The sequence below is a fragment of the Polaribacter sejongensis genome, assembly GCF_038024065.1.
Lineage (GTDB): Bacteria > Bacteroidota > Bacteroidia > Flavobacteriales > Flavobacteriaceae > Polaribacter > Polaribacter sejongensis.
The window spans coordinates 2,412,329-2,437,396 of record NZ_CP150667.1 but is presented as its reverse complement, the minus strand read 5'-3'; the positions used below and the strand labels follow the sequence as shown (position 1 = coordinate 2,437,396).

The following is a 25,068-nucleotide window of genomic DNA, read 5'->3' as shown; positions in this document are numbered from 1 at the left end:
CATTTGAGTTTAAATAAGATAATCTTTACAGATATTATGCAAGATAACAAGGTTCAAATTTTTGATACAACATTGAGAGATGGGGAGCAGGTCCCTGGGTGTAAGTTAGATACAAAACAAAAATTGGTAATTGCTGAAAGATTAGATTTGTTGGGTGTAAATGTAATTGAAGCTGGTTTTCCGGTTTCTAGCCCAGGAGATTTTATTTCAGTAACTGAGATTTCAAAAATTATAAAAAATGCTACAGTTTGTGGTTTAACCAGAGCTGTAGAAAATGATATTAAAGTAGCTGCAGAAGCACTAAAATATGCAAAATACCCAAGAATTCATACGGGTATTGGTACAAGTGATTCTCATATTCAATTCAAATTTAATTCAACAAGAGAAAAAGTAATAGAACGTGCTGTAAAAGCTGTTTCTTATTCAAAGTCTTTTGTAGAGGATGTAGAGTTTTACGCAGAAGATGCAGGTAGAACAGATAATGAATATTTGGCAAGAGTATGTGAAGCTGTTATTAAAGCAGGTGCTACTGTGTTAAACATTCCAGATACAACGGGGTATTGTTTGCCAGAAGAATATGGAGCAAAAATTAAGTATTTACGTGAAAACGTAAAAGGAATAGAAAATGTAATTCTTTCATGCCACTGTCATAACGATTTAGGTATGGCAACTGCAAATTCTATTGCAGGTGTAATTAATGGTGCTCGTCAAATAGAGTGTACAATTAATGGTATCGGAGAAAGAGCAGGAAATACAGCTTTAGAAGAAGTGGTAATGGTGTTAAAACAACACCCATATTTAAACCTAGAAACAAGTATCAATACAAAACTATTGTATGATACAAGTATAATGGTTAGAGAAAGTATGGGAATGCCAGTACAACCTAACAAAGCAATTGTTGGTGCAAATGCATTTGCGCATAGTTCTGGTATACATCAAGACGGAGTTATAAAAAACAGAGAGACATACGAGATTATGGATCCTGAAGATGTTGGTGTTACAGAAAGTGCCATTGTATTAACTGCAAGAAGTGGTAGAGCAGCGTTAGCATACAGAGCTAAAAAGATTGGTTACGAGTTAACAAAAGTTCAACTAGATGTTGCTTACGATGCTTTTTTAAGTACTGCAGATAAGCAAAAAGAAGTAAAAGATGATGATATTCATGCTATTATGGTAGAGGTTGGTAAAATTTCTAAAGTAGCAACAGTATAAAAAGAAACTTTGTCTTCGAGGGTAGTTGTGAATTTTGATACACCAATTAAAAATAATCAACTACCTTTGATAACAGAATAATTTTAGATTACAAGTACAGAATGAAATATACAATTGCAATAATCCCGGGAGATGGTATTGGACCAGAAGTAACCACGCAAGCAAAGAAAGCTTTAGATGCGGTAGCAGAAGTTTACGACCATATATTTTTATATAAAGAAGCTCAAATGGGCGCTTGTGCAATTGAAAAAACGGGTGATCCATTACCGCAAGAAACCATAGACATATGTAAAAATGCAGATGCAGTTTTATGTGGAGCTATTGGAGAATTAAAATATGATAATGACCCAACCTTAAAAGTAAGACCAGAACAAGGTTTATTGCGTTTAAGACAAGAATTAGAGTTGTTTTGTAATGTTAGACCTGTAAAAGCATACCCTAAATTACTTAAAAACTCTCCTCTTAAAAAAGAGATTATTTCAGGTACAGATATCCTTATCTATAGGGAGTTAACTTCAGGTATTTATTTTGGTAAAAAAGAAATAAGTGAAGATGGTTTAAGTGCATCAGACGTTTGTTCTTATACGGTAGATGAAATTTCTAGAATTACACACTTAGCTTTTAAAGCGGCTCAAGACAGGAAGAAAAAAGTAACTTTAATTGATAAAGCAAATGTTTTAGCAACTTCTCGTTTATGGAGAAAAACAGTTGCAAAAATTGGAGAAGAATATCCAGATGTTGCTTTAGATTTTATGTTTATAGATAATGCTGCAATGCAAATTGTATTAAATCCAACACGTTTCGATGTTATTTTAACAGAAAACCTTTTTGGAGATGTTATCTCAGATGTAGCTTGTGTAATCGGTGGTTCAATCGGTATCTTGGCATCAAGCTCGGTAGGAGGAAAAAACGCGTTATTCGAGCCAATTCACGGTTCATATCCACAAGCAGCAGGTAAAGATATTGCCAATCCTTTAGCATCTATTTTATCAGCAGGACTAATGTTAGAGCATTTAGGTTTGCATGACGAGGCAGATGCAATACAAAGAGCTGTAGAAAAATCGTTAGATTTAGGTATTACAACACAAGATTTAAAAGGTAAAAATCAATATTCAGCTTCCACTGCAAAAGTGGGCGATTTTATTGCGGATTATATTGCAAATCAAGAAGACAGTAATATGAATTTTAAAAATATTCATATGGGACAAAGCACAATCATTTAAGTTTTTTAGAAGCTATTTCCAGCTTTCATTACTCGCTTTTTTTGCTTCAAAAGGCAAAAAAGAGCTCAAACAGACCATTCAATCTGGGCTAGACTTGTTTGTAATCGGCTATCAATAAAAAAATATATTAGTTGTGTATTTAAATATAAATCGCAATATTTACACCAATGAAAAAACAATTATTAAATATTATTTCTACTATCAATGTCATCGTAATTATTACGAATTGGTAAGGAAGTGATATTTATATTTTTTATAAACGAACCTTCCACTAAAATGGAAGGTTTTTTTATGAATTTATTTTAAAGATTGAGTATCATAATTAAGTAGGGGTAATTAACTTAAATTCAGTTAATTAAGGTGTTTTTTTAACACGTGAATTTAAAGTAAGTTATTGAATTTTATTCAATAAAAATGGAGAAACATAGTAATTTAGACAACAAATTGAAGAAAACATTAAATGAAACTAAATAAGCACAGTAGCAGATTAACACAAGACGAATCTCAACCGGCATCACAAGCAATGTTGTATGCGGTAGGTTTAACGGATGAAGACATGCAGAAAGCGCAAGTTGGTATTGCGAGCACTGGTTATGATGGTAACCCATGTAATATGCATTTAAATAACTTGGCTGCAGAAGTCAAGATTGAAAGCAAAATTGCAGGTTTAGTCGGTTTAGGATTCAATACAATAGGAGTTTCAGATGGTATTTCTATGGGAACCTCTGGTATGAATTATTCATTAGCATCTAGAGATATTATTGCAGATTCTATAGAAACTGTAATGAATGCTCAAAGTTATGATGCATTGGTTTCTGTAGTGGGTTGTGATAAAAACATGCCAGGAGCAGTAATTGCAATGTTGCGTTTAAACCGTCCATCGATTATGATGTATGGTGGTACAATTGCATCAGGAAACTACAAAGGAAAAAAATTAAATATTGTTTCTGCTTTCGAAGCTTTAGGTCAAAAAATGGCTGGAGAAATAGAAGAAGAAGAATATAGAGAGGTTATAAAAAGAGCAATTCCTGGAGCTGGAGCCTGTGGTGGTATGTATACTGCAAATACAATGGCTTCTGCAATAGAATGTATGGGATTCTCTTTACCATATAACTCATCAATCCCGGCAGAAAATCCTAATAAATTATCTGAAGCAGAAAGAACAGCTTTGGCTATTAAAAATTTATTGGAATTAGATTTAAAACCTTTAGATATTATTTCTAAAAAATCTTTAGAAAACGCAATCGCGTTGGTAAATGCTTTAGGTGGATCTACAAATGCTGTATTACACTTTTTAGCAATTGCGCATGCAGCAGATATTAAGTTTACATTAGCAGATTTTCAAAAAGTTAGTGACAGAACTCCGTTAATAGCAGATTTAAAACCATCTGGTAAATATTTAATGGAAGATGTTCATAGTATTGGAGGGACACCTGCAATAATGAAATACTTGTTAGAAAAAGGATACTTACATGGAGATTGTATGACGGTTACTGGTAAAACATTAGCGGAAAACTTGGTAGATGTAGTAGCAATGGAGTTTGATGAGCAAGATGTAATTCACCCAACAGATAAAGCATTAAAATCTTCTGGTAACTTACAAATTTTGTATGGTAACTTAGCTCAAGAAGGAGCTGTAGCAAAAATATCTGGAAATGAAGGGTTACTTTTTGAAGGAAAAGCAGTGGTTTATGATGGAGAACAAGCAGCAAATACCGGAATTATAAACGGAGAAGTAGAAAGAGGAGATGTAGTCGTCATTAGGTATGTTGGACCTAAAGGAGGACCAGGAATGCCAGAAATGTTAAAACCAACTTCTTTAATAATGGGAGCAGGTTTAGGAAAATCTGTAGCTTTAATTACAGACGGTCGTTTTTCTGGAGGAACTCATGGTTTTGTGGTTGGACATATTACACCAGAAGCACAAGAAGGAGGAACTATCGGAATTCTTGAAACTGGTGATAAAATTAGAATTAGTGCAGAAGATAATTCAATTAATGTATTGCTTTCTGATGAAGAGTTAGCGGCAAGAAGAGCAAATTGGATTGCACCAGCATTAAAGCACAAAAAAGGGATTTTATATAAATATGCAAAATCAGTAGCATCAGCATCTAAAGGATGTGTTACAGATTTGTAGTTTTATAATAAAATCAAAAAACAAGATAAAAAAAAGAGATAAGATATCCTGCGAGGTTTCAATAACCTTGTAGGTATTTAAAAATATAAAACTATGGAAACTCAAACCATACAAAACAAACAAAACACAGCAAAAGTTACAGAAAGGATTTCTGGTAGCGAAGCAATCGTTCGATGCTTAATTGCAGAAGACACAAAAATAATTTATGGGTATCCTGGTGGAGCAATTATGCCAGTGTATGATGAGTTATATAAATATCAAGATAAAATTCATCACGTTTTAACACGTCATGAGCAAGGTGCAACACATTCTGCACAAGGGTTTGCAAGAATCTCTGGTAAAGTAGGTGTATGTATTGCAACTTCTGGTCCGGGAGCAACCAATTTAGTTACTGGTATTGCAGATGCACAAATAGACTCTACACCAATGGTGTGTATTACGGGTCAGGTGTTTTCTCATTTATTAGGAAGTGATGCGTTTCAGGAAACAGATATTGTAGGTATTTCTACACCAGTCACAAAATGGAATTGTCAGGTTACCAAAGCATCTCAAATTCCAGAAATGATGGCAAAAGCTTTTTACATTGCAAAAAGCGGAAGACCAGGACCTGTTTTAATTGATATTACAAAAGATGCACAACAAGAAATGTTCGATTTTTCGTATGAAAAATGTACGAAGGTTAGAAGTTATTTTCCAGTTCCAAAAACAGATGCTTCCTCTTTAGAAGCGGCTGCAAAATTAATTAATGCCGCTAAAAAGCCATTAGTGGTTTGGGGGCAAGGAGTAATTTTAAGTGAAGCAGAAGAAGCGTTTAAAGCTGTAATTGAAAAAGCCGGAATACCTTCTGCTTGGACAATTTTAGGAGCTTCTGCAATTCCTACTTCACATCCATTAAATGTGGGGATGGTTGGTATGCACGGTAATTATGCACCAAATGTTTTAACTAACGAGTGTGACGTTTTAATTGCTATTGGTATGCGTTTCGATGATCGTGTTACTGGGAGTTTAAATACGTATGCTAAACAGGCTAAAGTAATTCATTTTGAAATTGATCCTGCTGAAGTAGATAAAAATGTAAAAACAGATGTAGCTGTTTTAGGTGATGCAAAAGCAAGCTTAGAATTATTGTTACCGATGTTAAACGAAAATAAGCATCCAGAATGGCGTCAAAAATTTGCAGATTTATACGCTATTGAGTATGAAAAAGTAATTAAAGACGATATTCATCCAACGAAAGAAGGATTGACAATGGGTGAGGTTATAAAAGAAATCAACATTCAGAGTAAGGGAAATGCGGCAATCGTAAGTGATGTTGGTCAACATCAAATGATTGCTTGTAGATATGCTGAATTCAATCAGTCAAAAAGTAATATTACTTCTGGTGGTTTAGGTACCATGGGCTTTGGTTTGCCAGCAGCAATTGGAGCTAAAATGGCAGCTCCAGAAAGAGATGTAGTTTCAATTTCTGGAGATGGTGGTTACCAAATGACAATTCAAGAATTAGGTACTATTTTCCAGCAGAAAGTTGCTTTAAAAGTAGTGGTCTTAAATAATGAGTTCTTAGGAATGGTACGTCAATGGCAACAATTATTTTTTGACAAACGCTATGCGTCAACAGAAATGGTAAATCCAAACTTTGTAGCTATTGCAGAAGGGTATTATATAAAAGCAAAGAAAGTTACTAAACGAGAAGAATTGGCTGCGGCAGTTGAAGAAATGATGGCAAGTAAAGAAGCTTACTTTTTAGAAGTTTGTGTAGAAAAAGAAGGAAATGTTTTTCCTATGATTCCTACGGGAGCAAGTGTTTCAGACATTAGACTAGAGTAATAAAAAGAACAAGGAGTAGAGAACAATGGGTAAAGGTTTATTGGAATAAAAGGCAATAATGGTCTAATTTCTATCATCTTTCTTCTAATATCTTTAAAAAAAATGAGTACAGAAAAACAATTTTACACAGTATCTATTTATACTGAAAATAATATTGGATTGTTGAATAGAATTTCAGCAATTTTCCAAAGAAGACACATTAATATTGAGAGTTTAAATACGTCTCCATCAGAAATACCGGGTGTTTCTAAATTTACCATTGTTGTAAGTATGACAGAGGAAAATATTAAGAAAATTATTGGTCAGATAGAGAAGCAGGTAGAGGTTATTAAAGCGTATTATCATAATGATGATGAAACAATTTATCAGATTTCTGGGTTGTTTAAAATTAAATCTGAATTGTTATTTGAAGAACCTCAAATTCAGAATATCATTAAAAAGAGCCACGCAAGAATTGTTACTGTAAATACTGAGTTTTTTGTGTTGGAAAAATCAGGAAAAAAAGAAGAAATAGTAGCACTATATGATCAATTAAGCGTTTTTGGTATTATGCAATATACACGTTCAGGACGTGTTGCTATTACTAAAGAAGAAATGAAAATATCAGCATTACTAGAAACATACAACAACTAAATAAAAAGAGTAAAGAAGCTAGAGGTTCGTTTATAGATGATTACGTAAAGTTAATATGATGTCTATATTCTAAAATCTTAATTCTAAACAACAAACAAAAACAATAAAAATGTCAAATTATTTTAACACATTAACATTAAGAGAGCAATTAGAACAATTAGGGAAATGTCGTTTTATGGACGCTTCAGAATTTGAAGACGGAGTAGAAGCATTGAAAGGGAAGAAAATTGTGATTGTAGGTTGTGGTGCACAAGGTTTAAACCAAGGTTTAAATATGAGAGAATCTGGTTTAGATATTTCTTATACATTAAGACAGGCTGCTATAGATCAAAAAAGACAGTCTTATATTAACGCATCTTCAAATAATTTTGAAGTTGGTAGTTATGAAGAAATGTTACCAAGTGCAGATGTGGTTATTAATTTAACGCCAGATAAACAACATACAAATGTTGTAACTGCAGTAATGCCTTTAATGAAAAAAGGAGCGACATTATCGTATTCTCATGGTTTTAATATCGTTGAGGAAGGAATGCAAGTTCGTGAAGATTTAACCGTAATTATGGTGGCGCCAAAGTCTCCAGGATCTGAAGTTAGAGAAGAATATAAAAGAGGATTCGGAGTACCAACATTAATCGCAGTACATCCAGAAAATGATCCACAAGGAAAAGGTTGGGCAGAAGCAAAAGCATACGCTGTTGCAACAGGAGGTCATAAAGCGGGAGTTTTACAATCTTCTTTTGTTGCTGAGGTAAAATCTGATTTAATGGGAGAGCAAACTATTTTATGTGGTTTGTTACAAACAGGAGCAATTTTATCTTTTGATAAAATGGTTGAAGAAGGAATTGAGCCAGGTTATGCTGCTAAATTAATTCAGTATGGTTGGGAAACTGTAACTGAAGCTTTAAAGCATGGTGGAATTACCAATATGATGGACAGATTGTCTAATCCTGCAAAAGTTGAAGCTTTTAGATTATCTGAAGAATTAAAAGACATTATGCGTCCGTTGTTTCAAAAACATATGGATGATATTATGACAGGGCACTTCTCTCAAACAATGATGGAAGACTGGGCTAATGATGATAAAAACTTATTAACTTGGAGAGCAGCAACAGGAGAAACTGCTTTTGAAAAACAAGAAATTACAAGTGATGAAATTTCTGAACAAGAATACTTCGATCACGGAACTTTATTAGTTGCTTTTGTAAGAGCTGGTGTAGAGTTAGCTTTCGAAGCAATGACAGAATCTGGTATTATTGCTGCTTCTGCTTATTATGAGTCTTTACACGAAACGCCATTAATTGCAAATACAATTGCAAGAATGAAATTGGCAGAAATGAACCGTGTAATTTCTGATACTGCAGAATATGGTTGTTATTTATTTGACCATGCTTGTAAGCCTTTATTAACAGACTTTATGAAGAATGTAAAAACTGATATTATTGGTAAATCTTTTAGCTCAGAAAATGGAGTTGATAACCAAGAATTAATTAGAATTAATGCTATTATTAGAAACCATCCAGTAGAAGTAGTAGGAGCAAAATTAAGAGCTTCTATGACAGCTATGAAAGTTATAAAAACGGCTTAATATAGTCTGTTTTTATATTGAAATAAATCCTCAAAAGAGGTGTGATTTAGGTTTCTATAAATTATAATGTCCCCCAAAAATTGAGTTAAAAAAACCTGTCAGATTTCATAATCTGACAGGTTTTATTTTTACATTTGATCGATGCAAACAAACCAAATTTATTATCCAAGTTTAGAAAGTGTAAAAGAGGCTTTAGAAAACTTAAAAGGTGTCGCTTTTGAGACGCCGCTTAGTAAAAACTTTAATTTATCAAAAGAGCTAGCAGCAACCATTCTTTTTAAAAGAGAAGACTTGCAGGTGGTACGTTCTTATAAGATTAGAGGGGCATATAATAAGATGTCTTCTTTAACTTTAGATGAAAAACAGCGAGGAATTGTTTGTGCAAGCGCTGGTAATCATGCACAAGGAGTCGCTTTGTCTTGTAAGTTATTGCAGATTAAGGGAACTATCTTTATGCCGTCTCCAACACCAAATCAGAAAATTAACCAAGTAAAAATGTTTGGTGAAGATTTTATTGAAATTGTAATTGAGGGAGATACTTTTGATGATGCTTCTGATGCTGCAAAAATAGAGTGTGATTCTAAAAATAAAACGTTTATCCATCCTTTTAATGATGAAAAGGTGATAGAAGGTCAGGCTACTGTTGGTTTAGAAGTTTTAAATCAAACTAAAGAGAAAATTGATTATGTTTTTGTGCCTATTGGCGGTGGAGGTTTGTCTGCAGGATTGTCTTCTGTTTTTAAATACCTATCACCAGAAACAAAAATAATTGGTGTTGAGCCAGAGGGAGCTCCTTCTATGCTGACATCTCTTCAAAATAAAGAAAATACTACGCTAGATAAAATTGATGCTTTTGTTGATGGAGCTGCTGTAAAGAGAGTAGGCGATTTGAATTTTGCTATTTGTCAACAAAACCTAACAGAAGTAATTACAGTTCCAGAGGGTAAAATATGTCAGACTATTTTAGATTTGTATAATAAAGATGCCATTGTAGTAGAGCCTGCAGGTGCATTAAGTATTGCTGCTTTAGATTTTTTTGCTGATAAAATTAAAGGAAAAAACGTGGTTTGTGTAGTTAGTGGTAGTAATAATGATATTACAAGAACTGCAGAAATTAAAGAACGTGCATTACTGTATGCAAATCTTAAGCATTATTTTATAGTAAAGTTTCCACAAAGAGCAGGAGCGTTAAAAGAATTTGTAGTAGAGATTTTAGGTCCTAATGATGATATCACTCATTTTGAATATACCAAAAAGAATAATAGAACAAATGGGTCTGCTGTGGTTGGTTTAGAGTTAAAATCTTCTCAAGATTTAGCTCCTTTAATTGAAAGAATGAAAGAAAACAATTTCTTTGGCGACTACCTAAATGACAAGCCAGATTTATTTCAATTTTTGGTATAATTACATTGCATATTTAAATTATAATAAAAATAGAACCTCGAAAACCATTTCGTGTTTAAAAGTGTAAATGAGGTGTTATACAGTTATTTTTAGTTAATTTTGGACTATAAATAATTAAACTATTTATTTTTAATTATTATTTTTTTTATACAATTTATAAAATTAATTTATGAAGAAACAATTTACAGAGATTCCAGAAGCATATAAGATAACATCACTATTGCACCAAAAAACATATTTAGTTAGTGGTGAGTTAAAGGAGTGGAAAGGTGAAACTACAGAAGTATATTCTACAATTTCATCAACAAAAGAATACAAACCAACATTATTGGGTACTGTTCCTAATTTAACAGGAGAAGAAGGTCTAGAAGCATTAAATTCTGCTTATAGAGCTTATGATAAAGGGCAGGGTTTGTGGCCTACAATGCGAGTTGCAGACAGAATTGAATGTATGGAGGAGTTTGCAGAGCAAATGAAAACCAAACGAGATGAAGTTGTAAAACTGCTAATGTGGGAAATAGGAAAGGCATTACCAGATTCTGAAAAAGAATTTGATAGAACCATCGAATATATCTACGATACTATTGAAGACTATAAGCAAATGGATAGAGATTCTGCTAAGTTTGAAAAAAGTAGTGGAGTACACGCGCATATTAGACGTGGTCCTTTAGGTGTCGTTTTATGTTTAGGACCTTATAATTATCCTTTAAACGAAACGTTCGCCTTGTTGATTCCTGCATTAATTATGGGAAATACAGCTGTTTTTAAACCTGCAAAACATGGGGTTTTATTATTATCTCCGTTGTTAGAAGCTTTTCAAAATAGTTTTCCAGAAGGTGTGGTAAATATCATTTATGGTAGAGGTAGAGTTTTAGCTACGCCTATTATGAAAACAGGTAAAGTAGATGTGTTGGCCTTAATTGGTAACAGTAAGTCTGCAAATGCAATTCAAGCAAATCACCCTTTTAAAAACAGATTACGTTTGGTATTAGGTTTAGAAGCTAAAAATCCTGGAATTGTATTGCCGGACGCAGATTTAGATTTGGCAATAGATGAATGTCTTTCTGGAGCAACTTCTTTTAACGGACAACGTTGTACTGCTTTGAAAATTTTATATGTACATGAACATATTGTAGATAAATTTAACAAACGATTTGCAAAAAGAGTTGATGCATTAAAATTTGGAAATCCATGGGAAGACGGTGTAAAGTTAACGCCTCTACCAGAACCAGAAAAACCAGCATATATTCAAGAATTAATTGACGATGCGACTTCTAAAGGAGCAAAAGTGATTAATAAAAAAGGAGGTAAAACTTCTGAAAACTATATTTTTCCAGCTGTTTTATATCCAGTATCTAAAGATATGAGAGTTTTTAAAGAAGAGCAATTTGGACCAGTAACGCCTATTGTTTCTTTTAAAAATATTCAAGAGCCTTTAGATGATATGGCAGAATCTAACTACGGACAACAAGTAAGTGTTTTTGGTAGTGAAGTAAAAACTTTGGCACCGTTAATTGATACTTTGGTTAATTTAGTGTGTAGAGTGAACTTAAATAGTGCGGCCCAAAGAGGTCCAGATGCATATCCGTTTACGGGAAGAAAAGACTCTGCAGTGTCAACTTTAAGTGTACATGATGCTTTGCGTTCTTTTTCTATTAGAACGTTTGTAGCCTCTAAAGATACACCTTACAACAATGCTATTTTAGAAGAGTTGTTAGATAAAAAGGCATCTAATTTTATAAGTACAGATTATCTTTTGTAAAAAAAAGATTGAAATTATATATTTAAAAAACCTCCAATTTTGGAGGTTTTTTATTTTTGAAACCTATCTAAAAATTAAACCTTAATTGTTAGCATAGGTTTTAAAGCGTTTTTAGTCAGGTTTTTAATAACACTACCTGTAAATAAATGAGCTAACCCACTTCTACCATGAGTACTTAAAGCAATTAAGTCCGCATTAACGTCTTTAGAAAAGTTTAAAATGCCTTTTTCTACTGAAACATCACTGTACACGTTTATTTTATGTTTTGGTAAATTGTAATCAGAAATAAAATCTTTTATTTTTTGTTTTGCTTCCGAAGTTGATTGAAAGTTTGCGGGAGTATTTATTTTTAGTAAATGAATATTGCTATTAAAAATTTTTGAAAAATCGACAAACTTACCAAACACTTCTTTATTCTCTTCTTTGAAGTTAGATGCGAAAACTAAATTTTTTAATTTGAACTTTTTACTGTCTTTTTTTACAACAATAACTGGTCTTTTAGAATTTCGTACTACTTTTTCTGTATTAGAGCCAATAAGCATTTCTTCTAGTTCAGAATGACCTTTAGAACCCATTATTATTAAATCTGTATCAATTTTATAGGCATATTTTTGTATGCCCTCAAAAGGATTGTTTAGTTTTATAAAATATTTAACATGGGTGTCTTTGCTAAAAAAGTTCTCTTTAAATTCTAGTACCTTTTCTCTAACTTTTCTTAAATACAACATGCTTTCAGGAATACTAAATTTACTTCCAGATCCCATGTCTGTAATACCCTTAGGAAGTTCTATTAAATGAATAAGATAAACGGTGGCCTTTGTTTTTGCTGCTATTTTTTCGGCCATTTTACATGCGTATTCAGAAGTTTTAGAGAAATCTATTGGGACTAAAATTTTTTTCATAGTACAACAAATTAGAGGTTAAAGTGATTGTATATAAAGTTACAAAAAATAATTGACTTAAACTTAGTTTGGTAAATCCCAAACATTTAGTATATTTGCACCGAAATTTACAATAAATGGAGAAGGAAGGGGACTAAAGAGTCCCCTCTTTTTATATTTTATTTTAGGATTTAAAATGGACCAAACCAAAGTAAGAAATTTAGTAGAGGAAGCACTGGCCGAGAATGAGTCGTTATATTTGATAGATTTGTCTATCTCAGAAAACAACAAAATTCAGGTTACAGTAGATGGTGATAATGGTGTTCCTTTAAGTGAATGCATTAGAATTAGTAAAAGTGTAGATGGTAATTTTGACAGAGAAGAAGAAGATTTTTCTCTAGAGGTTTCTACACCAGACATATCGCATCCACTAAAAGTGAAGAGACAATATATTAAAAACATCAATAGAATACTTAAAGTAAAAACTTCTGAAGAAGAATTTGAAGGGACTTTGGTAGAAGCGGATGAGGATAAAATTGTTTTAAATTGGAAAGCAAGAGAGCCAAAGCCAATAGGTAAAGGGAAGGTTACTGTAACAAAAACAGCAACTTTAGCCTATAAGGATATTATAGAAGCAAAAGTGAAGATTGTATTTTAAGCAAAAAATGTAATGGAGAATATAGCATTAATTGATTCGTTTTCAGAATTTAAAGATAACAAGAGTATAGACAGAGTAACATTAATGTCTATTTTAGAAGAAGTTTTTAGAGCTGCCCTAAAACGTAAGTTTGGTTCGGATGATAATTTTGATATAATTATTAACCCAGATAAAGGAGATTTAGAAATTTGGAGAAATAGAGTTGTTGTTGCAGATGGTTTTTCTGAAGATGATAATGAAGAAATTGAATTAGCGGAAGCAAGATTAATTGAGCCAGATTTTGAAATTGGTGAAGATGTATCTGAAGAAGTTAAGTTGATAGATTTAGGTAGAAGAGCTATCTTAGCATTACGTCAGAACTTAATTTCTAAAATTTATGAACACGATAGTACAAATATCTTTAAACAATTTAAGGATTTAGAAGGCGAGTTGTATACTGCCGAAGTACATCACATTCGTCACAATGCAATTATTTTGCTTGATGATGAAGGAAACGAAATTGTATTACCAAAAAGTGAACAAATTCGTTCAGACTTTTTTAGAAAAGGAGATTCTGTAAAAGGAATTATTAAAACGGTAGAATTAAGAGGAAACAAACCAGCGATTATCTTATCTAGAACATCGCCTGTTTTCTTAAATAAATTATTTGAGCAAGAAATTCCAGAAGTTTTTGATGGTTTAATTACTGTTGAGGGAGTTGCAAGAATACCAGGAGAAAAAGCAAAAGTAGCGGTAGATTCTTATGATGATAGAATAGATCCTGTTGGAGCTTGTGTTGGTGTTAAAGGTTCAAGAATTCATGGTATTGTACGTGAATTAGGTAATGAGAATATAGATGTTATTAACTATACCAAAAACGAGCAGTTATTTATTTCAAGAGCATTAAGTCCTGCAAAAGTGACTTCAATGGAAATAGAAATGTTTGAAGAAGAAAGAAATGGTAAAAAAGGACGTGTAAGCGTTTTATTAAAACCAGAAGAAGTTTCTAAAGCAATTGGTAGAGGTGGTGTAAATATTCGTTTGGCAAGTGAGTTAACAGGTTACGAAATAGACGTTAAGAGAGAAGGTCTAGAAGAAGAAGACGTAGAGTTAACAGAATTTGGAGACGAAATTGAAGATTGGGTTATTGCCGAATTCAAAAAGATTGGTTTAGATACTGCTAGAAGCGTATTAGAAACTAGTGTTGCAGAGTTGGTAAAAAGAACCGATTTAGAAGAAGAAACAATTACGGATGTTCAAAAAATCTTGAAAGAAGAATTTGAGGACTAAGTATAGTAAAGAAGTAACGTAAAAAGCATATTTTTACAAGTATAAAGTTAAAAAGAATATATGTCTGTAGGCAAAACAATGAGGCTTAATAAAGTTTTAAGAGAATTAAACATTTCTCTTGATAGAGCAGTCGAATATTTAGCGGGAAAGGGTCACGAAATAGAATCGAGGCCAACCACTAAAATTACGGGTGACGTCTATCAAGTTTTACTTGATGGCTTTGAAAAAGATGCTAATAAGAAAGCAGCATCTAAAGAAGTTGGTGAAGAAAAACGAAAAGAGAAAGAAGCTATTCGTTTAGAGCATGAAGCTAAATTAGAGAAGAAAAGAGCGGAAGAGGTTAAGAAGGAAGAGGTTTTAAGAGCCAAAGCAGATAAATTAGAGTTTAAGACTGTTGGTAAAATCGATATTGATAATATTGGTAAAAAACCTGCTGAAAAAGTTGAAAAGGTAAAAGAAGAACCTGTAGAGGTTGTTGCTGAACCTAAAGCTAAAACAGAAGAGCCTAAAGTTGAAGAACCTAAAGTAGTAGCAGAAGCACCAGTTGTAGAGACTAAAGCAGAAGCTTCTAAGGTAGCAGAAACTCCGGTTGTTGAAAAACCAGTTGAAGAAAAATCAAAGGTTGTTATACCAGAGGTTAAAAAAGCTGTTTCTGAAATAGAAAAAGAAGTTTCTAAAGTTGGTGATAAACCAAAAGGGAAAAAAGACGCTTCAAAATCAGAAGAAAAAGCAGAAGAGGTTACTGCAGAAAATGCAGAAGCTATCAAAACGCAATATAAAAAGCTAGATGGTCCTAATTTTACAGGGAAGAAAATTGATTTAAAACAATTTGAAAGACCTAAGAAAAAGAAACCTGAACCTAAAAAAGATGCAAACGCAGACAAAAAGAAACGTAAGCGTATTGTAACTAAAGCTGGTGCGCCAGGTTCTGCTACGGCAAGACCAAGTAGACCAGGTCAAGGAAATAGAGCAGGTGGAAGTAGACCTCCATTTAATAGAGGTGGTAGAGGTGCCGCTAGACCAGCAGCAGTTAAAAAAGAAGAACCAACTGAAGCAGAAATTCAAAAACAAGTAAGAGAAACACTTGAGAAACTGCAAGGAAAATCTTCTAGAGGAAAAGGAGCAAAATACCGTAGAAATAAAAGGGATGCCCATAGAGAGCATTCTGATGCTGAGTTAGAAGCTCAAGCATTAGACAACAAAATCTTAAAAGTAACAGAGTTTGTTACTGTAAGTGAAGTTGCAACGATGATGGAAGTACCTGTTACAAACATTATTTCTGCTTGTATGTCTTTAGGTATGATGGTAACAATGAATCAGCGTTTAGACGCAGAAACATTAGTTATTGTTGCTGAAGAATTTAACCACAAAGTAGAATTTGTTGGTGCAGAAGTAGAAGAGTCTATAGAAGAAGTAGTTGATAAACCAGAAGATTTAGAAAATCGTGCACCAATTATTACGGTAATGGGTCACGTAGATCATGGTAAAACATCTTTACTAGATTATATTAGAAAAGCAAATGTTATTGAAGGCGAAAGCGGAGGGATTACACAGCATATTGGTGCGTACTCTGTAAAAGTTGGAGATCAAAAAATAGCATTTTTAGATACACCAGGTCACGAGGCGTTTACAGCAATGCGTGCACGTGGGGCTCAAGTAACGGATTTAGTTATTATTGTAGTTGCAGCAGATGATGATGTGATGCCGCAAACTAAAGAAGCAATTTCTCATGCGCAAGCAGCGGGAGTGCCAATTATATTTGCAATCAATAAGATTGATAAACCAAATGCAAATCCAGATAATGTAAAAACGCAATTATCTCAAATGAATTTGTTGATAGAAGAATGGGGTGGTAACATACAGTCTCAAGATATCTCAGCAAAACATGGAACAGGTGTTCCAGAATTATTAGAGAAAGTTTTATTAGAAGCTGAAATTTTAGAATTGAAAGCAAATCCTAATAAAAATGCAGTTGGTGCAGTAGTGGAAGCATTATTAGATAAAGGTAGAGGATATGTTTCTACTGTATTAGTACAAGCTGGAACTTTAAAAATTGGAGATTACTTGTTAGCAGGTAAACACAGTGGTAAAGTAAGAGCAATGTTTGATGATAAAGGAACTAATTTAAAAGTTGCAGGTCCATCAACACCAGTATCTATTTTAGGTTTAGACGGAGCGCCACAAGCTGGAGACAAGTTTGTAGTTTTTGATGATGAAAGAGAAGCAAAACAAATTGCCTCTAAACGTTCTCAATTACAACGTGAGCAATCTGTAAGAACTCAGAAAACATTAACGTTAGATGAAATTGGACGTAGAATTGCGTTAGGAGACTTTAAAGAATTAAACATTATCTTAAAAGGAGATGTAGATGGTTCTGTAGAAGCTTTAACAGATTCTTTCCAGAAACTATCAACAGAAGAAATTCAAGTAAATATTTTACATAAAGGTGTTGGAGCCATTACAGAAAGTGATGTGTTATTAGCAACAGCTTCAGATGCAATTATTGTTGGGTTTAATGTACGTCCGCAAGGAAATGCAAGAGCAGTAGCCGATAGAGAAGAAGTAGATATTAGAACATACTCTATTATTTATGCAGCTATCAATGACTTAAAAGACGCCATGGAAGGAATGTTATCTCCAGAAATGAAAGAAGAAGTTACGGGTAATGTAGAAATTAGAGAAATCTATAAAATATCTAAAGTTGGTAACATTGCAGGTTGTATGGTAATGTCTGGTAAAATCCAAAGAGATTCTCAAATTAGAATTATTAGAGACGGAATTGTAGTGCACGACGGAACTTTAACAGCGTTAAAACGTTTTAAAGATGATGTTAGAGAAGTTACAAAAGGATTCGATTGTGGTATTCAAATTAAAAACTATAATGATATTATAGAAGGAGATGTAATTGAAGCTTACAAAGAAGTAGCAGTTAAGAAGAAATTGAAATAATAATTTCAAAACTTAGATATAAGATCGAGATTTCAGCATGCTGAAATCTCGATCTTTTTTTATGCCAATAAATTTAATCAGTCGTTTTGATGTTTATTTGGTATTATACTTATTTTAGCATAAATAATCATAAACCTTTGTAAGGTTTTCACTTTTAAGAAGACTTGAATACTAATATTATAAATAAATATAACAAACCATGAAAAAATCTATTTTATCAATTGCAATTTTTGCTATTACATTAATTAGTTCAACAGGAACAAATGCACAAGACTTTAAAGGTTTAGATAAAAGCCCAATGGATGGTGCTGCATACCCAAGTAGTTACAAAATTTCAGACAAAGTTGTAAAAGTAACTTACGGAAGACCACAGTTAAATGGAAGAGAATTAAGTAAATTAGCTCCTGTTGATGAAGTTTGGAGAACAGGTGCAAATGAAGCTGCAGAAATCACTTTCTACAAAGATGTTGTTTTTGGTGGTAAGGATGTAAAAGCAGGAACTTATACGTTATTTACAATTCCTAAAACAGAAGGAGATTGGGTTGTAATTTTAAGTACAGCAAAAAATGTTTGGGGATCTTATTTTTATAAAGAAGACCAAGATGTTGTTAGAGTACCAGGTACGGTTTCTACATCAGACAAAAATATAGAAGCGTTTTCTATGATGTTTGCAGACGATATGACTTTAAAAATGGGATGGGCTAATACCATAGTTTCTGTTTCTGTTAAATAATTTTCTTTAAGAAATAATTGAAACCGTCTAAAGAAATTTAGACGGTTTTTTTATGTCATTTAATTTAAAGAAATGAATTTCTTGCTTACAAAGAATAAACGTAAATTTGTGCACTTTAATAAAAGAATCAAATGCAATATAATCACTTAGATATAGAAAAGAAATGGCAAAAATTTTGGGCAGAGAACCAAACTTTTAAAGCCAGTAATGAATCGGAAAAACCTAAATATTATGTTTTAGACATGTTTCCTTATCCATCCGGAGCAGGTTTACATGTTGGGCATCCTTTGGGATATATTGCCAGTGATATTTATGCACGTTACAAGCGTCATAAAGGTTTTAATGTATTGCATCCGCAAGGATATGATTCTTTTGGTTTACCAGCAGAACAATACGCAATTCAAACAGGTCAGCATCCTGCAAAAACTACAGAAGATAACGTAGAAACATATAGAAGACAATTAGATACTATAGGTTTTTCTTTTGATTGGAGCAGAGAAGTAAGAACTTCTAGTCCGGAATATTATAAATGGACACAGTGGATCTTTATTCAATTGTTCAATTCTTGGTATAATAAAGATTCTGACAAAGCAGAAGATATTTCTGAGTTAGAAAAAATCTTTAAAAAAGATGGAAATGTAACTGTAAATGCCGTTTGTGATGAAGAAATTAAAACTTTTTCTTCGGATGAATGGAAAGCATTTACAAAAGTAGAGCAAGAAGAAATTTTATTACAATATCGTTTAACATTTTTGTCGGATACAGAAGTAAACTGGTGTCCTGCTTTAGGAACGGTTTTAGCAAATGACGAAATTGTAAACGGAGTATCAGAAAGAGGAAGCCATCCTGTTGTTCGTAAAAAGATGACACAATGGTCTATGAGAATTTCTGCTTATGCACAACGTCTTTTAGACGGATTAGAAAAAATAGATTGGCCACAACCTTTAAAAGACTCTCAAACCAATTGGATTGGACGTTCGCAAGGAGCAATGGTTACTTTTAATGTTGATAACGGTGCTAAGAATACTTCTTCGGAAGTAAAATTAACTTATAAGGAATTAGAAGCATTAAAAGAATTACGTCAGAATTTATCTAAAGCAGAAACAGTTCTTTGGGACGAATTAAAGAGTAAAAAAGGAGCTTCAAAATTCAGAAAAAAATATACAATAGGTACCTTTTTGGTGGATTATGTATGTTTAGCAAAGAACTTAATTGTTGAATTTTCTGGTAAAGAAGATGAAGCAGCAAGAACAGAATTTTTTAACAATGAAAGTTTTAATGTTGTTCGTTTTAAAAACGAAGAAGTCGTTGAAAATGTATTAAAAGTTGTTGCGGCAATTAATACAGCAATTCAATTTCCAAAAAAGATTGAAAAATCAGTAGAAACAGAAGTAGTTGTAAAAGACGAGAAATCTTATAAGATTGATGTTTTTACTACAAGACCAGATACTATTTACGGAGTAAGCTTTATGACATTAGCTCCAGAACACGAGTTAGTTTCTAAAATTACTACAGATGCTCAGAAAGCAGAAGTTGAAGCATATATTGCTGCTACAGCAAAACGTTCTGAACGTGATAGAATGGCAGATGTAAAAACCATTTCGGGTGCTTTTACAGGAGCGTATGCAATTCACCCTTTTTCAGGTGAGAAAGTTCAAATATGGATTGGAGATTACGTTTTAGCAAATTACGGAACCGGAGCAGTTATGGCGGTTCCTTGTGGTGATCAACGTGATTATGATTTTGCGAAACATTTTGGAATTCCGATTCCTAATATTTTTGAAGGTGTAGATATTTCTGAAGAAGCACACACAGGAAAAGATGGAACAAAAATTGCAAATTCAGACTTTTTATCAGGATTAAAATATAAGAAAGCATTAAAATTAGCCATTTTCGAAATGGAAAAACGTGGCTTTGGTTACGGAAAAATAAACTACCGTTTACGTGATGCTGTTTTTAGCAGACAACGTTATTGGGGAGAACCTTTCCCTGTATATTACAAAGACGGAATGCCACAAATGATTGACGCAGAACACTTGCCAATCGTTTTGCCAGAAGTAGAAAAATACTTGCCAACCGAAGATGGAAAACCACCTTTAGGAAACGCAACAGAATGGGCTTGGGATTCTCGTGGAAAGAAAGTGGTTTCTAACGATAAGTTAAAAAACAAAACTGTTTATCCTTTAGAACTAAATACAATGCCTGGGTGGGCAGGTAGTTCTTGGTATTTTAACAGATACATGGATGCTACAAATTCTAACGAGTTTGCAAGCAAGGAAAACTTAGACTATTGGAAAGAAGTAGATTTATATATTGGAGGATCTGAACATGCAACAGGGCATTTGTTATATGCTCGTTTTTGGCAAAAATTCTTGTTCGATAAAGGAATTGTACCTGTAGATGAGTTTGCTAAAAAGTTGATTAATCAAGGAATGATTTTAGGAACTTCTGCTTTTGTTTACAAAGCAACAGCTTTTGTAAAGAATGGTTGTGGTTGTTCTGATGAAAAATCTATGGATGATGTTTTAGAGAAAATACCAACTGTATTTGTGTCTAAAAATGCCTTTAATTCTGATGATGAATTTGAAACGGTTGTTAAAAATTACTTGTTAGATAATAAATTCTTAGATCCTAATTTTGCTGATTTAGTAATGATTACTAAAACGGCTTTACATGCAGATGTTTCTTTAGTAAATGCTTCTGATGAGTTAGATGTAGACGGTTTTAAAAATCATGCTTTAAATTCTGATTATAAAAATGCTGAATTTGTTCTAGAAGACGGAGCTTATAAGGTAGGACGTGAAGTAGAAAAAATGTCTAAGTCTAAATACAATGTGGTAAACCCTGATGCTATTTGTGAAGAATACGGAGCAGATTCATTACGTTTATTCGAAATGTTTTTAGGCCCTTTAGAGCAAGCAAAACCTTGGAAAACTTCTGGTATTTCTGGAGTTTCTTCTTTTTTAAAGAAATTATGGAAACTATACTTTAACGAAGAAGTATTTGAAGTATCTGATGCAGCAGCAACTAAAGATGAACTTAAAACATTACATAAAACCATTAAAAAAGTAGAAGACGATATAGAGAATTTCTCTTTTAACACTTCGGTTTCTACCTTTATGATTGCCGTAAACGAATTAACTGCTTTAAAATGTAATAAACGTGCAATATTAGAACCTTTAGCAATTTTGGTTTCTCCTTATGCACCGCACATTGCAGAAGAATTATGGAGTTTATTAGGTAATACTGAATCTATTTCTACAGCAGATTTCCCTGTTTTTGAAGCAAGTCATTTAGTGGAAAGTGCTAAGAATTACCCTATTTCTTTTAATGGAAAAATGCGTTTTACGTTAGAGCTTCCTTTAGATTTATCTAAAGAAGAAATAGAAAAAATAGTAATGGAAAACGAGAAAACAATTGCTCAATTAGAAGGTAAAGCTCCTAAAAAAGTAATTATCGTTCCTGGTAAAATTATAAACATAGTTATCTAAAGGCGCAGCTATTTTAGGTATTAGCTTGTTTGTAGTTTGTTTTGAAAACTAAGATTAAAATACAAGTTGTCATTTCGAAATGAGCTTTTTTAGGCGATTGAGAAATCTAATAAAAATTAAAAAGTCATTACAAAATTATTTGTAATGGCTTTTTTTATTTAACTATCTTGTCCTCTTAATGAAAGTAACAAAAAATCAACTTTTTAAAAGACAAATTACTTTGTCTGAAATTGGTGAAGTCGGACAAGGAAAATTACAAAAATCAAGTGTTTTAGTAATTGGTTGTGGCGGATTAGGAAGTCCGATTGCGGTGTATTTAGCCGCTAGTGGTATCGGTAAAATTCATTTAGTAGATTTTGATACTGTAGATATTTCCAATTTACATAGGCAAGTCTTTTATTGTTTAGATGATGTAGATAAACCCAAAGCAGCAGTTTTATCAGAATTTATAAAAAAGAGAGCTCTTTTTACAGAAGTAGGTTTCACTAACAAACCAATTACAAAAGAGAATGTTTTTGAGTTGATTAATCAATTTGATATTGTTGTAGATGGTACAGATTCTTTACCAACAAAATACTTATTAAACGATGCTTGCGTTCTTAAAAAGAAACCTTTGGTTTATGGCTCTTTGTATAAGTTTGACGGTTATGTAGCAAGTTTTAATGTTTTGCAAGAAAACGGAAGTTATTCTGCTAATTTAAGAGACGCTTTTCCGGAAATGGCTACCGATGTTCCCAATTGTTCAGAGGCAGGCACAATGAACTCTATTGTTGGTATGATCGCAACGCAACAAGTAAATGAAGTTTTAAAGTTGATAACAGGGGTAGGAAAACCCTTAGCAAACGAATTGTTGATTTACAATTCACTTCAAAATACACAATTGAAAATGAAGTTAAAACCAACCGTTTTAAAAGATAAGATTGCTAAATTATTTGAAGTACAAACGTATTTTGATGCAGTTTGTGAGCTTCAAAATAAGGATTGGCAAATATCATCAGAAAAGTTAAAAGAACAATTGTCGGTTGGAGAGCAGTCGAGAAGTTTAGAGTTAATAGCTGTTTTACCCAATTTGAAATTGCCTTTTAAGGTGGGGCAAACAATTCCTATTCAAGAGTTTGATGTAGATACTATTCAGGTAGATTTTAATAAAACCTATGTAATGGTTTGTCAAAGAGGTTTTAATAGTTACAAAGCAACCAAAATGTTAAAAAAGAAATACCCAACACTTAAGGTTTTAAGTTTGTTTGGTGGAATTTCTAATTATAATAAATAATATTAGAATGAATACTCCCTCCCATTTTTATAGTGAAGAAAAGTCAGCATTAGAAAAAGAATCAGCACAATTAAAAAAGAAATCTATAAACCTTAGTATTTTTAGATTTGGCGTCTTTTTAGCAACTGGCTTTCTAATTTATCTAACTTTTGGTAAATATCCTGATGTTTTTATCATTGCCTTCTTAGGTATTCTATTGTTTGCCTTTTTAGTGGTAAAACATATCAATTTACAGAAAAAAAGAGCAATTATTAAGGCTAAAATCAGCATTAATACAACAGAAATTGATGTTTTAAATAGAAAATTTCATCAATTAGAATCTGGTAAGGAATTTGTAAATCCGATGCATTATTATAGTAATGATATCGATTTGTTTGGTGTTGGTTCCTTTTTTCAATACTTAAATAGAAGCGTTACTGCTGAAGGAAAAAAGTTACTAGCTAATACTTTTACAGAAAACAAAACAGACGGAATTGTAGAGAAACAAAACACTATAAAAGAATTAGCTACAAAAGTAAAATGGAGACAACATTTTGGTGCTTTGGCAAGTTTAATTACTACAAAAGACACCTCTGGCTTTATTGTTAGTTGGATTCAGAATTACAAAATAGTGTTGCCAAAAGTTTTAGGGATAGTTCAGATAGTGTTCTCTATTGCTTCATTAACCATAATTGGTTTGGTGTCGTTTGGTATTGTTCCGTTCTCAATTTTAGTAATTTGGTTTTTTATTGGTCTTTTTATTACAGGAGCTTTTGTTAAAAAAACGAGCAATTTATATGCAGATACAGATAAAGTAAGAGAAACTTTTAAGCAATATCATGTATTGTTAAATGAAATTGAGAATGAAAATTTTACATCAAAAGTTTTAGTAGAAAAACAACAAATTATCAATTCTGAAACTAAAAAAGCCTCTGCCATTTTTAAAGAGTTTTCTAGAGTTTTAGATGCTTTTGATCAGCGAAATAATGTGGTGATTTCAGTAGTTGGTAACGGACTTTTTTTAACGGAGATTAGAACAGCGACCAATGTAGAAAAGTGGATTTCTAAATACAAACACACCGTAGATAAATGGTTTTCTGTAGTTGCTTTTTTCGATGCTCAGAATTCATTGGCAAATTTTCATTTTAACCACACAAAGTTTGTTTTTCCAGAAATAACTTCAGACAAAGAAGTTGTAAAAGCTACCAATTTAGGACATCCGTTATTAGATGCGACTAAAAGAATTGATAATAATTTTACCATTCATAAAGAAGAGTTTTTTATTGTTACCGGAGCAAATATGGCGGGTAAAAGTACTTTTTTAAGAACTATTTCTTTGTCTATTGTTATGGCGAATTGTGGTTTACCTGTGTGTGCAGAAAACTTTAAATATGCACCCATAAAGTTGATTACAAGCATGAGAACTACAGATTCTTTAACAGAAGATGAATCGTATTTTTATTCTGAATTAAAGCGTTTAAAGTTTATTGTTGATGAAATTAAAACTACAGATTATTTCATTGTTTTAGATGAAATTTTAAAAGGAACCAATAGTAAAGACAAAGCAATTGGCTCTAAAAAGTTTGTAGAAAAATTGACAAAATCTAAGTCAACCGGAATTATTGCAACCCACGATGTGAGTTTGTGTGAATTAGAAAATGAGTTTACAGACATTAAAAATTACTATTTTGATGCAGAAATTAGCAACAACGAACTAAGTTTCGATTACACTCTAAAAAACGGAATTTGTAAAAATATGAACGCTTCTTTTTTATTACAGAAAATGGAAATTGTTTAGTGTGAATGCTTTAAAAAAGTGTAGAGTTGTCACTTCGATTGCAAAGAGAAGTCACATAACAGTTATAACACAAACCTGAGTAACGTGATGAGATTTCTCCCCAAAAGGTAGAAATGACAAACATTATCAACTAAAGCTAGCAAACAAGTCTAGCCCCGATTGAAACGGCATCCTTTTTTCTGTCAGTTCGAGTGAATTTGCTTTTTTGCAAATTTGTATCGAGAACAGAAGAAAAAAGATATAGCGGAAAGCGG

The 25,068-nt window shown here is 32.6% G+C and carries 16 protein-coding genes; 15 read left to right on the top strand and 1 reads right to left on the bottom strand.

The features are described from left to right. Positions 1-36: 36 nt before the first annotated feature. From WHD08_RS10170 to WHD08_RS10135, 8 genes are all read left to right on the top strand, one after another. The gene (locus WHD08_RS10170; RefSeq protein ID WP_165734280.1) at positions 37-1,212 is read left to right on the top strand and encodes a 2-isopropylmalate synthase; all 1,176 of its coding nucleotides are present in this window, start codon (positions 37-39) and stop codon (positions 1,210-1,212) included. A gap of 101 nt (positions 1,213-1,313) precedes the next feature. Next, on the top strand, positions 1,314-2,435 hold the full coding sequence (leuB, locus tag WHD08_RS10165) for a 3-isopropylmalate dehydrogenase (RefSeq protein ID WP_165734281.1): 1,122 nt from the start codon (positions 1,314-1,316) through the stop codon (positions 2,433-2,435). Between the two features lie 460 nt (positions 2,436-2,895). Beyond that, the gene (ilvD, locus tag WHD08_RS10160; RefSeq protein WP_208890921.1) at positions 2,896-4,572 is read left to right on the top strand and encodes a dihydroxy-acid dehydratase; all 1,677 of its coding nucleotides are present in this window, start codon (positions 2,896-2,898) and stop codon (positions 4,570-4,572) included. A 93-nt stretch (positions 4,573-4,665) separates the two neighbouring features. Next, positions 4,666-6,399 (top strand): biosynthetic-type acetolactate synthase large subunit, encoded by a 1,734-nt coding sequence (ilvB, locus tag WHD08_RS10155; protein ID WP_208890922.1) that lies wholly within the window; start codon positions 4,666-4,668, stop codon positions 6,397-6,399. Positions 6,400-6,501: 102 nt separating this feature from the next. Next, complete coding sequence (gene ilvN, locus WHD08_RS10150) at positions 6,502-7,032, top strand: acetolactate synthase small subunit (RefSeq protein WP_165734284.1); 531 nt, start codon at positions 6,502-6,504, stop codon at positions 7,030-7,032. Between the two features lie 109 nt (positions 7,033-7,141). Next, positions 7,142-8,617, top strand: coding sequence for a ketol-acid reductoisomerase (ilvC, locus tag WHD08_RS10145; protein WP_208890923.1), 1,476 nt, complete (start codon positions 7,142-7,144; stop codon positions 8,615-8,617). Positions 8,618-8,758: 141 nt separating this feature from the next. Next, positions 8,759-10,021, top strand: coding sequence for a threonine ammonia-lyase IlvA (gene ilvA, locus WHD08_RS10140; RefSeq protein ID WP_208890924.1), 1,263 nt, complete (start codon positions 8,759-8,761; stop codon positions 10,019-10,021). A 169-nt stretch (positions 10,022-10,190) separates the two neighbouring features. Next, positions 10,191-11,783, top strand: coding sequence for an NADP-dependent glyceraldehyde-3-phosphate dehydrogenase (locus WHD08_RS10135; RefSeq protein WP_165734287.1), 1,593 nt, complete (start codon positions 10,191-10,193; stop codon positions 11,781-11,783). A gap of 74 nt (positions 11,784-11,857) precedes the next feature. On the opposite strand, the gene WHD08_RS10130 is transcribed toward WHD08_RS10135, so the two are convergent. Continuing rightward, a complete protein-coding gene (locus WHD08_RS10130) occupies positions 11,858-12,685 on the bottom strand; it encodes a universal stress protein (protein WP_208890925.1) in 828 nt (275 codons plus the stop codon). A gap of 175 nt (positions 12,686-12,860) precedes the next feature. On the opposite strand from WHD08_RS10130, the gene rimP reads away from it, so the two are divergent. The 7 genes from rimP to WHD08_RS10095 all read left to right on the top strand — a co-directional run bounded on the left by rimP (position 12,861) and on the right by WHD08_RS10095 (position 24,814). Beyond that, complete coding sequence (gene rimP / locus WHD08_RS10125) at positions 12,861-13,322, top strand: ribosome assembly cofactor RimP (protein ID WP_165734289.1); 462 nt, start codon at positions 12,861-12,863, stop codon at positions 13,320-13,322. A 12-nt stretch (positions 13,323-13,334) separates the two neighbouring features. Further along, positions 13,335-14,591: a transcription termination factor NusA gene (gene nusA, locus WHD08_RS10120; RefSeq protein WP_165734290.1), complete on the top strand. Its 1,257-nt coding sequence runs from the start codon at positions 13,335-13,337 to the stop codon at positions 14,589-14,591. A gap of 60 nt (positions 14,592-14,651) precedes the next feature. Continuing rightward, positions 14,652-17,540 carry a translation initiation factor IF-2 gene (gene infB, locus WHD08_RS10115; protein WP_208890926.1) on the top strand — a complete coding sequence of 963 codons (2,889 nt, stop codon included), beginning with the start codon at positions 14,652-14,654 and terminating at the stop codon, positions 17,538-17,540. A gap of 199 nt (positions 17,541-17,739) precedes the next feature. Then, positions 17,740-18,273: a DUF2911 domain-containing protein gene (locus WHD08_RS10110; protein ID WP_208890927.1), complete on the top strand. Its 534-nt coding sequence runs from the start codon at positions 17,740-17,742 to the stop codon at positions 18,271-18,273. Between the two features lie 131 nt (positions 18,274-18,404). Continuing rightward, a complete protein-coding gene (locus WHD08_RS10105) occupies positions 18,405-21,764 on the top strand; it encodes a leucine--tRNA ligase (RefSeq protein WP_208890928.1) in 3,360 nt (1,119 codons plus the stop codon). 178 nt (positions 21,765-21,942) lie between these two features. Further along, entirely contained in the window at positions 21,943-23,037 is a 1,095-nt protein-coding gene (locus WHD08_RS10100; protein WP_165734294.1) for a HesA/MoeB/ThiF family protein, read from the top strand. 7 nt (positions 23,038-23,044) lie between these two features. Further along, positions 23,045-24,814 (top strand): MutS-related protein, encoded by a 1,770-nt coding sequence (locus tag WHD08_RS10095; RefSeq protein WP_165734295.1) that lies wholly within the window; start codon positions 23,045-23,047, stop codon positions 24,812-24,814. Positions 24,815-25,068 lie beyond the last annotated feature (254 nt).